Genomic DNA, 14,331 nt, shown 5'->3' on the forward strand with positions numbered 1-14,331 from the left:
GGAAAATAAAGAAAAAGGGGTGGGTATAAGTGAGGATTGAAAGTAAAGAAATAAAATCGATTATTTCTACAGAGGAAGAATTACGACAAATATTGGGGCAACCTAGTGAACGCGCTTTGAAAAAAGTTATATCATCACTTGATCATCATTGCGTAGATTTTCTATCTAAATCTCCTTTTCTAGTATTGTCTACTGCAAATAAATTCGGAGAGTGTGATGCTTCGCCGAGAGGAGATGCACCTGGATTTGTATACATCCTAAATAAAAATAAAATTATCATTCCTGAAAGACCGGGTAATCGTCGTATAGACTCTATTTTAAATATTATTTCGAATCCGCACGTAGGATTAATCTTTTTTATCCCTGGTCTTGGAGAGTCACTGAGAATAAACGGCCGTGCTTACGTTACAAGTGATGAAGAAATATTAAAAGAAATGCAGGCGAATGGACGTAATCCTTTACTTGGAATTGTTGTTGAAATAGAAGAATGCTATATTCATTGCGCAAAAGCTTTTATTCGTTCAAAAATGTGGGATCCAGAATCGTGGTTAAATAAAAAAGAGCTACCTTCAGCAGTGAAAATGTTACTTGAGCATGCGAAAGTGAATGCTTCAGAAGAGGAAGTTGCACGTTCTTTAGAAGAAAGTTATACGAAAAGATTGTATTAAAAATTTCTTTATCAATATAGTTTTAGCAAGAGGGGGGATCTTCGCGTTTTAGAATGAGATTTTCATATGTGAACGGCTGGTTTATAAGTTGGGAAGTTGTAAGATGCGTAATAAGAACAGTCTTTGTAAAATGTTATTGTGAAATATAATAAAAAATATATTTAAATTAGTGAGTGAAAATAGGCTTGCGTTTTAAAATTTTCATAACTATAATAAGTTAACAAATAGACATGAACGAAAAAGTAACGATAAGGACATGAGATGATTTTTACGGTTTACAGAGAGGGGAGCCAAAGGCTGCGAGCTTCCTAACACGGGAAATGATCTTACCACCTTTGAACTTCAATAGTGAACGAGTAATCTAGTAATTATTGACGGTATCAGCCGTTATCTGAACTTGAGCAATCTGGAAGGAAATAAGTCTGGGTTGGAACAAGGGTGGAACCACGAAAACACATTCGTCCCTTTATTAGGGATGAGTGTGTTTTTTTATGGATTTTAAGATTGAAAATTTAAAATAATTAAAAAATATATTGATTTTGTTTTTTATGCGAGTATAATGAGTTAACAAATAAACATGAACGAAAAAGTAACGATAAGGACATGAGATGATTTTTACGGTTTACAGAGAGGGGAGCCAAAGGCTGCGAGCTTCCTAACACGAGAAATGATCTTACCACCTTTGAACTTCAATAGTGAACGAGTAATCTAGTAATTATTGACGGTATCAGCCGTTATCTGAACTTGAGCAATCTGGAAGGAAATAAGTCTGGGTTGGAACAAGGGTGGAACCACGAAAACACATTCGTCCCTTTACTAGGGATGAGTGTGTTTTTTTATTACTTTGAAGGGAGGTGCTGTAACATGAAACGATTAGTACGTACGGAAATAACCACCACCTGTATGAAAAAATGGCAGAGCAAGGTGATTGATAGAGGTGAAAAATAAAATTCTAGGAGGAGATTAGAAGATGAATAATGTTATTAATGTTGGGGTATTAGGGTTAGGTACTGTCGGAAGTGGTGTTGTCCATATTTTGAAAGAACATTATCAAAAAATCGCTCTTGATACAGGGTGTGAAGTAAAGGTAAAGGCAGTCGTTGTGCGTGATTTAGAAAAAGAACGTGATGTTTGTATTGAGGGAATCGTAGTAACGAGTAATGTGGATGAAGTTCTAAATGATTCAAATATTGATATTGTAGTAGAGGTAATGGGCGGAATTGAAGAAACGAAACAGCATATTATGAAGGCTTTGCAAAGTAAAAAACATGTTGTAACTGCAAATAAAGATTTAATGGCTGTATATGGGGCTGAGCTTCTACAATTAGCAAATGAGAATAATTGCGATTTGTTTTATGAAGCAAGTGTAGCAGGTGGAATTCCAATATTAAGAGGATTAGCAGACGGGCTAGCTTCAGATCAAATTGAAAAAATAATGGGAATCGTAAATGGAACAACAAATTATATGTTAACAAAGATGAGTCAAAATGGATGGTCGTATGAAGAGGCTTTACAGGAGGCGCAGAAATTGGGTTTCGCAGAATCTGATCCAACAGCAGATGTAGATGGACTAGATGCTGCGAGAAAGGTAGCGATTCTTGCTAACTTAGGTTTTTCGATGAATGTTTCTTTAGATGATGTTCAAGTTAGAGGTATTCGAAAGGTCGAAAAAGAAGATTTAGAAATGGCCGAAAAGTTAGGATTTACTATGAAATTAATTGGTAAAGCGGAGAAACGAGGATCATCCATTCATTTAAGCGTAGAACCGACTTTATTGCCAAGTCATCATCCATTATCAAATGTAAATAACGAATTCAATGCGGTGTATATTCACGGTCAAGCGGTTGGGGAAGTGATGTTTTATGGACCAGGAGCTGGGAAGTTACCAACTGGTTCTGCTGTAGTAAGTGATATTATTTCAATCGTTAAAAATATGAATCAAGTTCCGAAAAACAAAAGCGCGTTAAAAGAACCAGAGCCATATGAATTACAAGGAGATGAAGAAGTAGTTTCGAAATATTTTTTACGCATTTCATTACGAGATGAGCCTGGAATGTTGCAAAAAGTAACAGAATGTTTCGTTAATTATTCTGTGAGTTTAAAAGAGGTCATTCAATTACCTTTGAATCGTGAACTTGCAGAAGTCGTTGTTGTGACACATCAAACTTCAAAATATCAATTCGAACGAGTTTTAGGAGCGATAGAAGATGTCGCAAGTGAAATAAGCAGTTACTACATTATTGAGGAGGAAAAACAATATGTATAAAGGTCTATTAAAACAGTATGCTTCTTATTTACCAGTGAATGAAAACACACCTGATGTCAGTTTAATGGAAGGGAATACACCCCTTATTCCATTATTAAATATATCAAAGCAATTAGGGATTCAGTTATACGGAAAATATGAAGGAGCAAACCCAACAGGTTCTTTTAAAGACCGTGGTATGGTAATGGCCGTTGCTAAGGCGAAAGAAGAAGGTTCAGAGGCAATTATTTGTGCATCAACAGGTAATACATCGGCATCGGCTGCAGCTTATGCGGCACGCCTCGGGATGAAATGTATTATCGTAATACCAGAAGGGAAAATTGCGCATGGAAAATTAGCGCAAGCAGTCGCTTATGGGGCGGAGATCATTTCAATAGAAGGAAACTTTGATGATGCACTTCGGGCTGTAAGAAATATTGCAGCAGAAGAGCCGATTACATTAGTAAACTCAGTGAATCCTTATCGAATTGAAGGACAAAAAACAGCGGCATTTGAAATTTGTGACCAGTTGCAAAGCGCACCAGATGTTTTAGCTATTCCTGTTGGGAATGCTGGGAATATTACAGCATATTGGAAAGGGTTCTGTGAATATGAGAAAGAAAAAGGCTATAAGAAGCCAAGAATTCACGGTTTTGAAGCGGAAGGAGCAGCGGCAATTGTAAAAGGACATGTAATTGAGGAACCTGAAACAATTGCAACAGCGATTCGCATCGGTAACCCAGCAAGTTGGTCGTATGCAGTAGAGGCTGCTGAGCAGTCTAATGGTGAAATAGATATGGTATCAGATGAGGAGATTTTAAATGCGTATAGATTGTTAGCAAAAACTGAAGGAGTTTTTGCAGAGCCAGGATCAAATGCTTCATTAGCGGGCGTAATTAAACATGTTCAATCTGGAAAAATCAAAAAGGGAGAGACAGTTGTTGCAGTTTTAACTGGAAACGGTTTGAAAGATCCTGATATCGCAATTTCTTCTAATAAATTAGACATTGCAAGTGTTTCAAATGATATAGAACAAATTAAAGATCATATTAAAGGGGTGATTATGTCGTGATACCATTAAGAGTTCGTGTTCCTGCTAGCACAGCGAATGTTGGACCTGGATTTGATTCAGTAGGAATAGCATTGTCATTATATTTAGAAGTGAGTGTAAAAGGAGAAGCTGATAAGTGGCAAGTAGTACATTCTTTTGATGATTCAATTCCAACAGACGATAAAAATTTAATTGTTAGTACGGCATGTAAAGTATGTCCTTCTTTATCACCCCATATAATAGAAGTTACTAGTAATATTCCGTTGACAAGAGGGCTAGGAAGCAGCGCGTCAGCGATTGTAGCAGGAATAGAGCTTGCGAATCAACTTGGAAATTTACATTTAACAACTGATCAAAAAGTTCAAATTGCTACAAATTTTGAAGGCCATCCAGATAATGTTGCTGCTTCTATTTTAGGCGGAACTGTAATTGGAGCACTGGACGGAAAGAATGTTTCGGTCGTGAGGATTGAAAGTAAGGAGTTAGGCGTAATTTCTCTTATTCCAAATGAAGAGCTAAATACGGATGAAAGTCGATCTGTATTACCAAAGATGTTTCCTTTTCATGAGGCTGTTAAAGCTAGTGCAATTAGCAATGTGTTAGTAGCTGCATTATGTCAAAAGAAGTGGGAAGTTGTAGGTGAGATGATGGAGAGAGATCATTTTCACGAGCCGTATCGTTTAGAACTTATACCGTTATTACCATCTATTCGTAAATGTGCAAAAGAGTTTGGGGCATATGGTACAGCACTTAGTGGCGCGGGACCATCCATTTTTATATTAACTCCATATGAGAAGCGGCAAGAAATTGCTGAGCAATTAGCGAGAGTATTTACAGCAATGAAAGTATGTGAGCTTGAAATCGATCATAAAGGGGTTACTGTAAATAAGGAAGAACATATTGGATTATAAAGAAAGCTAGCATCGCTAGCTTTCTTTACGTTATGGGGAATACATTTTTAATCGGAATTTTTTCAAAGAAATAACATTTTAGAAAGAGAATATAAAATGAATTTTAATTTTGTATAGTTGAGTAAAGGGCGTATTAATTTTGGAGGTGATTATATGAGTTCAAAAGAGTCACCAGAAGAAAAAAGAGAACGTATGAGACAAAGTGAATTGAAAAATAATCCTACCGGTTCTTTGAATGATGGGCTCAATAGAGCGGAAACAGGTAACCACGTTGATATGGTAGGTGGTATGAATTGGAAAGGTACAGGAATATTAATTTTAGTGCTAGTTTTAGGATATATTATATACAGTTACTTTTTCAGATAAAGAATGCTTGTTAAAACTTTGATTCGTTTGGACTAATAATTAGTTAGAGCGAAAAGGCATGGATTAAAGTCTTATTGTATTACATATCTTCTTTAAAGCAGAATAGATTTGTTCATGAATTTATTTTTCATATTCCGAATGGAGCTAGCATTATGCTAGCTCTATTATTTTTTGCCACATTCCTGTAACAAACCCCCTGTATATTCAGTGGTGGAGGTGCAGAAGATGAAAAAAATGATAGCAATATGTCTTCTTACAACAATGTCATTTTCGACTTTAGTCGGGTGTGATGTAAATGGTAATGATGCTTTACAAGAGTCTAAAATAAAGAAAGCGACGTATAAAGATTTTACTTATGATGTAAATCCAGAGACTTTCACGTTAACTGTAGAACATGATGGTGTAAAGGAACAGGCATCACAACCGTTACCAAAAATGAAGGTGTCGAATTTTAAAAAAGACAAGGATCGCACATCATGGGAATATCCAGATCAAAAAGTAAAAGTAAACTTAGAAAAGAAAAAAGACCACTTAAATATTGAAGTGGAATCGATTGGTGCAGAAAGTTTTACATGGCCGAAAGTACAAGCTGAAAATTATACACTTCCGTTATGGGAAGGTAAGCAAATTCCAAGTAATGATGAGAATTGGAAGAAGTTTTTGAAGGATGATGCATATTCATTTGCTGAATCATTTTCCATGAAGTTTTTCGCATTAAATGGTTCGAAATATTCGCTTGTATATATTGCGAACAATATGTTTAATAATGAATTGAAATTTCATTCGGATCCGAAAATAGGATTTGATTTTACACATGAATTCCCGAGTATAAATAAAAATAAAACATATGGATTTCAGTTATATGTGACAAATAATGATGCAGTAAGTATCGCCAAACTATATAAGAACAATATAGTTGAAAAAGGTGAATTTAAAACATTACAAGAAAAGGCTAGAAAAAATAAAGAGATAGAAAAACTTTACGGTGCAGGTCATTTTTATTTTTGGAATCAAAATGGTTTATCAGAAAGTAACGTAAATTGGCCAAAGCTAAGGGAGCAAATAAATAGCCCACTGTTTAGCCATATAAAAGAACTCATTCAAAAGAATAGTTCAGAACCTGGAGAACTGAATGTATTTGAGCAAGTAAGTAAACAAGATTTCATCGATAAGTATCAAAAAAATGTTATTTTGCGTTATGTAAACGAAGTATTATCAATGAAGGAATTTTATAAAGAGGATATTTTCCCGAAAGTTGATCAGGAAGCTAGTGCACTATTAAAGAAAGGCGTAGATTACTTAGCGAAGACGGAGTTGTATAGCTTAAATAAGCATTTATTAAAGTCAGGACTCGGTGATGCGGTTGAAGAGGTGAGTAAATGGGGTTCTGCAGATGGAACAGATATTATAAAGGAAATGAAAGAAGCAGGGATAGACAAAGCGTGGATTGGTCTGCCGAACTGGGAACAAGGATTTATGCAGCCTAATTTCGTTACAGAAGCTAAGAAAATGGGATATTTAGTTGGTCCGTATGATTCTTACCATTCCATTCACGAAAAAGGTGATAAAAATTGGAACACAGCTTCCTTTAATGATCCATCGTTATATGAAGAAGCAACTGTAACGAAGAAAAATGGAGAGAAGGTGCAAGGGTTTTTAGGGAGAGGTCGAAAATTAAATCCGACATTATCACTTCCTAGTGTAAAAGAACGAATGAACGATATATTACAAAATGGACCTAAGTATAATTCATGGTTTATTGATTGTGATGCAACGGGTGAAATTTATGATGACTATTCAACGAAACATATAACGACACAAGAACAAGATTTAAAAGCAAGATTAAAACGAATGGATTATATTGCGCAAGAAAAAGGTATGGTAGTTGGGTCTGAGGGCGGAAATGATTTTGCAAGTAGTACGATTGCATTTGCTCATGGAATTGAAACGCCAGTTATTAAATGGGACGATGAAGATATGAGGAAAAACAAAACAAGCCCGTATTATGTAGGTGGATATTGGTCACCAAATCAAAATGTTCCTGAAAAATATGCAAAACAAGTACCGTTGAAAGAAGAATATAAACAAGTGTATTTAAATCCAGTATATTCGGTACCATTATATAAATTAGTATACAACAATTCCGTTATTACAACGCACCACTGGGAATGGGGAAGTTTGAAGGTGAAAGATGAAGTTGGAAATCGTATGTTATATGAGTTATTATATAATGTTCCTCCGTTGTACCATTTAGATGAAGTAGAGTGGAATAAGCATAAAAAAGAAATTACACAGCATCTGAAAGTTTGGAATGAAGTTCATGAAAAGGCAGTAAAAGAAGAAATGACGAACTTTGCATATCTGTCAGAAGATAAGTTAGTACAATCTGCTTCATATGGAAAAGATATTAAAATCATTGTGAATTTCTCGAATGACGATGTGGAAATAGAAAAAACGAAAATTAAAGCAAATTCAGCTTTAATTTATAATAACGGGAAGCAAATAATGTATACACCAAATGAGAGTCAATAAAGTGAAGCTTTAATGAGTGGGGGCATTCCCTACTCATTATTAGGTGAACCAATCGGGATTTTAAAGGAAACTTGCCTCTGCATACTTACTGAATTTTGAGGTTGAAGTCTTATATTCACAAATAGCAGAATAGTAAATCTGTAAATTCGAATTTTTCGAAGTGTTAAATTTTTGAAGTTTGTAAATGGAGACTTGCCAAAAATAAGCACGAGAGTATAATGTGAAATGGAATACATATTGAATTCATGATGTAACCTTACAAAAATGTAAGGTGATTGAAAGGAAATTCAATATGAAGATTACTAGACATACATTATACTAGGAAAAGAGAAAGAGAGGAGAATGAACATGAGCTCTGAATTAGAACAAAACACGAGAAGTAGTAAAAAACGTTCTAAAAGAAAGTCTATAAAATGGTTCATTTTAATTCCATTTTTCCTACTTATTTTTGGAGGAGTAGGATATGGATCGTTTATATATAACAAAGCAAAAGCTGTTGTAAGTGATGCATATGCAAAAATTGATAAGTCATCAAAACGGGATAAAGAAGTTGAACCTTTAAAGGATAATGTTTCAATTTTAATTATGGGTGTAGACGGAAGTGAAATGAGAAAAAGCCAATATGGTGAAGCGGTTCGGACAGACGCACTTTTATTAGCGACAATTAATAAAAATGATAAGTCAGTTAAATTAGTAAGTATTCCGCGTGATTCACGCGTTTACATTCCATCTAGAAAGAAATTAGATAAAATTACACACGCACACGTATTTGGTGGTGTTGAAAGTACACGAGATACAGTGGAACGATTTTTAAATGTTCCAGTTGATTATTATGTGAAGTTTAACTTCGAGTCATTTGTACAAATTGTAGATTCACTTGGTGGTATTGATATTGATGTACCGGTTACTTTCACAGAACAAGATAGTAAAGACCAAGCAGGTATGATTCATTTAGAAAAAGGTTTCCAACATTTAAATGGAGAGCAAGCACTTGCACTTGCAAGAACGCGTAAAATTGACAGTGATGCTATGCGTGGTCAAAGGCAACAACTTGTAATTGAAGCAATTGCGAAAAAAGCAATGTCTGTTCAATCAATTAGCAAAATGGGCTCTTTACTTGATGCAATTGATAAAAATATGAAAACAAATTTAACATTTGATGATATGCTTGCTATTACGAAAAATATGGCAGGATCGGATCTGCAAATGGAAAAGATGCAAATAGAAGGAACAGATAAACGTATTGGTGGTATTTATTATTACATTCCAAACGAAAAAAATGTAAAAGATATTTCAAATAAATTAAATGAACATTTAGGTGTAACACCAAAATCAGTTCGAAATGAATAGTAAAAAAAGATTGGCCTCCGCCAATCTTTTTTTTGGAAATGGATTTGTAACTTTTCTGTAACGATTTTTTATTTTAGAAAAATTATACTCATATGTATGAGAATATTGGAGAAGCAAAAGTATAGAGAAATACTTAAAATCTGTAGTAAGGAAAGATATCATATGCAGAAATGGATAGGCATTATGGGAATCATCTTTATATTGACTGGATGTAAAATGTCTGAAGCTCCGACAAATTTAATGGTGGCTCCTGCAAATGAGAAGTGGATAAATGAATTGAAAGAGCAAATAGATAAAGATTTGCCTGTTAATTATCGATTGCTTACTCCGATGTCTAATAAAGATAAACAAATGATTTGGTCAATGGATTTTAAACAAGATAATAAAAAAGAAGCCATCGTATTTTATAAATTGCCGAATGAAGATCATAGCGTATATTTAGCTGTATATGAGGAAATCGGAAATGGGTGGAAAATAAAGTCCACCCATAAATTTGATGGAGGAGAAGTAGATATCGTTGAAGTGGGTGATTTTACAGGGAATGGGAAGAGAGAATTATTAATTGGAATCTCTGTAAGTCGCCAATCTTTAGATCATGTTATGTATGTTTTCTCGGAAGAAAATGAAGATATGAAGGAGATTTATAATCGGCATTATACGAAGTTATTTATAGAAGATTTAAATAGAAATGGTCTTAATGATATAAGCCTTGTTACTTATGAAAAAGATGAGAAGTTGACAGTTGAGTTCATTGAGCAGTTTAAGACTATATCTGAAGTTTCATTTGACCCATTTATAAATAGTATTCAAAGAATACAGATTGGATGTATTTCCAAAATGTCAAAGGCGGTTGTAATTGATGCGGGAGTTGGGGCTCATTCAGGTGTAACATATGTAGCGAAATTTGATAAGGATCATTATGAGGAATTATCTATAGGCGGGAAAGAAGATTTATTCAATGATTATGTTGTGGAAAGTAAAGACGTAAATGAAGACGGCATTATTGAGTTTGTTCGTACTGTACGTCCAAAAGGTTGGGAAGATAAATCACATGGTGATAGTCCGCTCTTTGAACGTTACATACAGTGGAGTGAAGATGGAACTAAACCTATAGAAGAACGCTATATCAATATAGAAAAAGGATATTTTGTGAAAATTCCTGAAGAGTTAATGGGGAAAATTACTATCCCAGATCAGCAAAAGGAATCAAATGTTCAAAAGTTTTTGGATGCAAGTACAAATGAAGTATGGCTTGAAGTCCATATTTTTAAGCGAAGAGACTGGTTCAAAATAAAAGGATACGAGGCAGCAGTTAAAACAGCTTCTCACGTATATGCAGTACCGAAGCAATCAAAGTTTGAAAAAGTGAAAGCATATATAAAACCGCTAGCGGATTATCAACAAGAGTAGGAGGTGGGAATTATGCCAACAATTTTAGTATTGGAAGACGAAATACCGATTCGTAGCTTTATTGTGTTAAATATGAAACGTGCTGGATTTCATGTGTTAGAGGCTAATACAGGAGAAGAAGCATTAGAGATTTTACGTCAACATACTGTTCAAGTTGCACTACTTGACGTAATGTTACCAGGGATTGACGGTTTTCAAGTATGTAAAGCTATTCGGGAAAATAATAAAAAAATGGGTATTATTATGTTAACCGCACGTGTACAAGATGAGGATAAGGTACAAGGGTTAGGAATTGGGGCGGATGATTATATTGCAAAGCCGTTTAGTCCAGTAGAGTTAACGGCACGTATACAATCCTTATTAAGAAGAATAGAAGTGCATGCAGAAAAAACAAATATACTTACATCTGGTCCGTTTTCATTAAATCTTACAGAAGAAAGTTTATATAAAGATGGGCAATTAGTGGATTTAACCCCTACAGAATATATGATACTACAATATTTAATGGACAATGCTTCTAAGCCGGTTTCACGGGATGAAATATTAAATATGATTTGGGGAGTTAATTACGTAGGTGAGACGAAAGTCGTAGATGTAAATATGAGGCGGTTACGTCAAAAGATAGAATGCAATCCATCTGAACCGCAGTTTATCCTGACAGTGTGGGGTAAAGGATATGTGTGGAAGGAAACTATAAAATGAGACGGAAAGTGACTTTATATTTTATGACGGTCATAACACTTATGCTTGTATTGTTTGAAATAGCATTTTCAGTCTCTATTTATCAATATTATTATAATGGTATTTTGCAGTATATAGAATCTCATGCGAAGACGAGTACACGTTTTTTCTCTGAGTATAATTCATTATATTTTATTCGTTTGAACGAATATAGTGGTGACATCATTGGAAGTTTTCAATTGGAAGGAACGGAATTACAATTGATCGATCGGCACGGTACGATTATACAGTCGTCAAGCGGACAAAAGGTAGAAGGTAAAGTAAATATTCCTTATTCTTTACTAGAGGGGGAAATGTATCACCGAGTTACTACTACGAAAGATAATGAAAAACAATTAGAAGTATTAAGTCCACTCGTACATCAAGGGCAAACTATCGGTGTTTTAAAATATACGACTGTTTTAACACATGTAAATGCAAAGATTATTGAAATCATGATGTTTACTATTTCTGTAGGTATTGTTATTTCAGGAATTGTCTTCTTAATTAGTAGACGCTTGGCAAATTCATTTGTTGAGCCAATTGAATCTATTATTCAAGCTTCTTCACAAATCGCAGAAGGAACACTGAAAGATAGAATTAAAGAAGACTATCCCGGTGAATTAGGTGAGTTAGCACATAGTTTAAACTATATGTCTGATAAAATAGAAAAAGCAGAACAGATGAAAAATGAATTTATTGCTTCTATTTCTCATGAAATACGGACGCCTTTAACGGGAATTAAAGGTTGGAGTGAGACGTTAAAAACTGTAGAGCATTTAACGGAAGAAGAAATAAAGCAAGGTATGGGAATTATTTCAGGTGAGACAGACCGATTGATTCATTTAGTAGAAGAATTGCTAGATTTTTCAAGATTACAATCAAATCATTTTAATTTATATAAACAAAAAGTGCAATTGTACGATATACTAGAGGAGACGATTTGGCAATTAACTCCTAACGCTGAAAAGAAGAAAATTCAATTCATCCATACTCTAGAACGAATTGAATTGATGGGGGATCGAAATAGGCTAAAGCAAATTTTCTTGAATATTATTCATAATGCTATTAAATATTCATATGAAAACAGTACAGTTCACATTGAAGTGACAAAAAGTGAAGGACAAGCAGTGATTAAAGTGACAGATCAAGGTATTGGAATTGCTGAAGAGCATCTACCTTTTATAGAGCAGTCATTTTATCAAATTAATAATCATGTTGCAGGTGCAGGCATTGGTCTAGCTATAGTAAAAAAAATGGTAGACCTTCATGGAGGTACTCTTAGTATAATAAGTAAAGAAGGAATAGGAACAACAATTTTGATAAAGCTCCCACTATAATTCATATATTGTTTGTTTATATAGTGTAATAAAATAAAAAAATGTATAATTACATTGGGTGATTTATATATAAGATTAATAGGGAGAGGAATTCGATAGAATGGAAAAGGCTTTTAAAATTAAACGAGTAGTAGTCGTTTTAATAGCGATTGCAGCAGTAGCTATTGGGTATTTCATGTTTCAATCTATTACTTCACCAGCAAAAGCTGTTGCGAAACAAGAAAATGTAATACAGCTTGCAAGTGAACAACCGAAAGTTGAAATGAATAAAACGGCACCAAGTCGTTTTAATGGGAAGGAAAGAAAAGTTGCTTACCTTACATTTGATGATGGGCCAGGAAAATATACGGCTGAATTATTGAATATGTTAAAACAGCATGATGCGAAGGCGACATTCTTTTTAATTGGTGCGAATGTGCAACAGTTTCCTGATTTAGTAAAACGTGAAAATGCAGAAGGACATTATGTTGGAATGCATAGTATGACACACAATTTTGCAAAGTTATATATAAATGGCGAATATGTTAATGAAATGAAAGAAGATCAAGGCTTAATCGCAAATATTATTGGGAAATCACCTAAATTAACACGTCCTCCATACGGATCGACGCCTGGTTTAAATGAAGGCCTTCGAAACAAAGTAGTAGAGGGCGGTTTGAAAGTATGGGACTGGACAATTGACTCTTCAGACTGGAAATACAATAAAGTACCGGTTGATGCAGCCGCAGCACAAATCGCTCAAAATGTATTAAATGGTGCAACAAAACCGCAAGAAGTCATTTTAATGCATGACATTCACCCGCAATCAGTTGCTGCTGTGCCAGCAATTTTAAAGGGTCTAAAAGAAAAGGGTTATGAATTTGAAGCATATCATGAAGAGAATCACTTCCCAGTGAACTTCTGGCACGATAACCGTATATAATTGGAGGAATTGAAGTTGAAGTATGGAAAAGTAGCAGTAGTTGGAGCATTATCAGTAGGATTATTATCAGGATGTTTCAGTGAAAAGCCAGAAGAAAATTTATATACGGCTTTTGAAGCAGCAGCGACACAAGAAAAATCTTTAGTTGATGATACGAAAAAATTAGAGAAATTAGAGAAGCAAGGGCAAGAACTATATTCTCAAATTTTACAAGAAGGTAAAGAGCATAATGAAGCAGTTACGCAGAAGATCGAGCAAGCTACTGCAAATGTAGATGAGCGTGAAAAAGTAATGAAAAACGAGAAAGAACTGTTAGAAAAAGCTCAGAAGGAAACGAAATCGGTTCAAAGCAATATAGAGAAGCTTGAAGATAAGAAATTGCAAAAACAAGCAAAAGCAGTAGAAGAGTCGTATAAAAACCGTTATGAATCTTTCCAAAAGATGAATGAGAATTATACGAAGGCATTAGCGAATGAAAAAGAGCTGTATGAAAAATTAAAAGTAAAAGAAACGAAGTTAAAAGAAATTGGTGAAAAAGTTAAAACTGTTAATGAGTTAAATGTGGAAGCCCAAAAGGCGAAAGAACAATTTAACAAACATACAAAAGAGTATAATGACAGTAAATTAGCATTTTACAAAGATGCACAGATTAAGACTAAAGAACAAAAATAAAGAAGTATCTTAATCACGCTAAAAAAACTATAGAAAAAGCCGAAAAAACATTGTGAAGTGCACCCCGATTGTTAGACACAGTCTAACAATTGGAGGTGCACTTTTTTATGGCTAAATTTTCTTCAAAAGAAAAAATACGAGCGA

The 14,331-nt window shown here is 34.4% G+C and carries 12 protein-coding genes and 2 other annotated features; all 12 genes read left to right on the plus strand.

Features of this window, described 5'->3' with window-relative positions; all coding sequences use genetic code 11:
• Window positions 1-29 precede the first annotated feature (29 nt).
• The 12 genes from MR109_RS10415 to MR109_RS10470 all read left to right on the plus strand — a co-directional run bounded on the left by MR109_RS10415 (window position 30) and on the right by MR109_RS10470 (window position 14,187).
• On the plus strand, window positions 30-668 hold the full coding sequence (locus MR109_RS10415; protein ID WP_242272015.1) for a pyridoxamine 5'-phosphate oxidase family protein: 639 nt from the start codon (window positions 30-32) through the stop codon (window positions 666-668).
• A gap of 236 nt (window positions 669-904) precedes the next feature.
• Window positions 905-1,137, plus strand: a binding site (T-box leader).
• A gap of 114 nt (window positions 1,138-1,251) precedes the next feature.
• Window positions 1,252-1,484, plus strand: a binding site (T-box leader).
• Between the two features lie 154 nt (window positions 1,485-1,638).
• Window positions 1,639-2,934: a homoserine dehydrogenase gene (locus tag MR109_RS10420; protein WP_242272016.1), complete on the plus strand. Its 1,296-nt coding sequence runs from the start codon at window positions 1,639-1,641 to the stop codon at window positions 2,932-2,934.
• Window positions 2,927-3,985 (plus strand): threonine synthase, encoded by a 1,059-nt coding sequence (thrC, locus tag MR109_RS10425; protein ID WP_178940227.1) that lies wholly within the window; start codon window positions 2,927-2,929, stop codon window positions 3,983-3,985. The genes MR109_RS10420 and thrC overlap by 8 nt, the downstream gene beginning before the upstream one ends.
• A complete protein-coding gene (gene thrB / locus MR109_RS10430) occupies window positions 3,982-4,875 on the plus strand; it encodes a homoserine kinase (RefSeq protein WP_242272018.1) in 894 nt (297 codons plus the stop codon). The genes thrC and thrB overlap by 4 nt, the downstream gene beginning before the upstream one ends.
• A gap of 153 nt (window positions 4,876-5,028) precedes the next feature.
• Complete coding sequence (locus MR109_RS10435) at window positions 5,029-5,241, plus strand: DUF6366 family protein (RefSeq protein ID WP_048372738.1); 213 nt, start codon at window positions 5,029-5,031, stop codon at window positions 5,239-5,241.
• Between the two features lie 225 nt (window positions 5,242-5,466).
• A complete protein-coding gene (locus MR109_RS10440; RefSeq protein ID WP_242272019.1) occupies window positions 5,467-7,773 on the plus strand; it encodes a glycoside hydrolase in 2,307 nt (768 codons plus the stop codon).
• A gap of 348 nt (window positions 7,774-8,121) precedes the next feature.
• The gene (locus MR109_RS10445) at window positions 8,122-9,123 is read left to right on the plus strand and encodes an LCP family protein (RefSeq protein ID WP_048372725.1); all 1,002 of its coding nucleotides are present in this window, start codon (window positions 8,122-8,124) and stop codon (window positions 9,121-9,123) included.
• 162 nt (window positions 9,124-9,285) lie between these two features.
• Window positions 9,286-10,533, plus strand: coding sequence for a hypothetical protein (locus MR109_RS10450; protein WP_242272020.1), 1,248 nt, complete (start codon window positions 9,286-9,288; stop codon window positions 10,531-10,533).
• A 12-nt stretch (window positions 10,534-10,545) separates the two neighbouring features.
• Complete coding sequence (locus tag MR109_RS10455) at window positions 10,546-11,235, plus strand: response regulator transcription factor (RefSeq protein WP_242272021.1); 690 nt, start codon at window positions 10,546-10,548, stop codon at window positions 11,233-11,235.
• Complete coding sequence (locus tag MR109_RS10460) at window positions 11,232-12,593, plus strand: sensor histidine kinase (RefSeq protein ID WP_242272022.1); 1,362 nt, start codon at window positions 11,232-11,234, stop codon at window positions 12,591-12,593. Before MR109_RS10455 ends, MR109_RS10460 begins: the two co-directional genes overlap by 4 nt.
• A 100-nt stretch (window positions 12,594-12,693) precedes the next feature.
• Window positions 12,694-13,515 carry a peptidoglycan-N-acetylglucosamine deacetylase gene (locus MR109_RS10465; protein ID WP_242272023.1) on the plus strand — a complete coding sequence of 274 codons (822 nt, stop codon included), beginning with the start codon at window positions 12,694-12,696 and terminating at the stop codon, window positions 13,513-13,515.
• Window positions 13,516-13,530: 15 nt separating this feature from the next.
• Window positions 13,531-14,187 (plus strand): YkyA family protein, encoded by a 657-nt coding sequence (locus MR109_RS10470; protein WP_242272024.1) that lies wholly within the window; start codon window positions 13,531-13,533, stop codon window positions 14,185-14,187.
• Window positions 14,188-14,331 lie beyond the last annotated feature (144 nt).

Origin of the sequence: Bacillus cereus group sp. BfR-BA-01310 (assembly GCF_022664325.1) — a bacterium.
Taxonomy (GTDB): domain Bacteria; phylum Bacillota; class Bacilli; order Bacillales; family Bacillaceae_G; genus Bacillus_A; species Bacillus_A paramycoides.